Origin of the sequence: Flavobacterium sp. UGB4466 (assembly GCF_903469665.1) — a bacterium.
GTDB classification, from domain to species: domain Bacteria; phylum Bacteroidota; class Bacteroidia; order Flavobacteriales; family Flavobacteriaceae; genus Flavobacterium; species Flavobacterium lipolyticum.
In genome coordinates this window covers 1-725 of record NZ_CAGKLC010000253.1, presented here as the reverse complement: position 1 = coordinate 725, position 725 = coordinate 1, and the positions used below count along the sequence as shown (strand labels likewise).

Sequence of the window (725 nt, the reverse complement as noted above, 5' to 3'; positions counted from 1 at the left end):
TCAAAAGATGAATACTAAAGGTCATTGTTATCCAAAATACATAATTCTTCAGGCAGTATATTTCAAGCTAAGATTTACACTTAGTTACCGTGATGTTGAAGAACTAATGAAGATTAGAGGAGTCATTGTGGATCATGCCACGATTCAGCGTTGGGTTTATAAGTTTGCACCTTTGCTTGAGGCAGAGATGAAGAAGAGAAAAGGTAGAGTGGGGACGAGCTGGAGATTGGATGAGACCTATATCAAAGTAAAAGGTATATGGTGTTATTTATATCGAGCGGTAGATAAATTAGGTAATACGGTTGACTTTCTTTTGACCAGAAAAAGACAAAGAATGAGTGCTCAGTCTTTTCTAATTAAAGCAATTAGTAATAATTGCCGGCCAAGAGTAATAAACATTGATAAAAGCGGTTCTAATACTGCAGCTATCAAAGTCTATAACAAACGTTCATTCTCAAAGATTAAAATCCGGCAGTGTAAATATCTCAACAATATTGTCGAACAGGACCATCGATTTATAAAATGGAGGATACAAAATGGGTTAGGCTTTAAAAGTTTTGAGTCGGCAAGACGAACATTGGGCGGAATTGAAGTTGTCCATATGCTGAGAAAGAATCAGATGATTGAACCAGGGATAACTATGTTTAAATCATTCTGTAGATTGGCGGCCTAACTTTTAAATTACTTAAAGTGTTATATTTGATTCTGACAGATGCGACAGAACC

The 725-nt window shown here is 35.9% G+C and carries 1 protein-coding gene; it reads left to right on the top strand.

Annotated elements, in window-relative coordinates; all coding sequences use genetic code 11:
* The first annotated feature begins 7 nt into the window (after positions 1–7).
* Positions 8–673 carry an IS6 family transposase gene (locus tag JO950_RS21940; RefSeq protein ID WP_202704542.1) on the top strand — a complete coding sequence of 222 codons (666 nt, stop codon included), beginning with the start codon at positions 8–10 and terminating at the stop codon, positions 671–673.
* Positions 674–725 lie beyond the last annotated feature (52 nt).

What these genes read in the sequence shown, in the direction of transcription:
- JO950_RS21940 (WP_202704542.1), top strand. Translation starts at nt 8, where the DNA reads ATGAATACTAAAGGTCATTGTTATCCAAAATACATAATTCTTCAGGCA.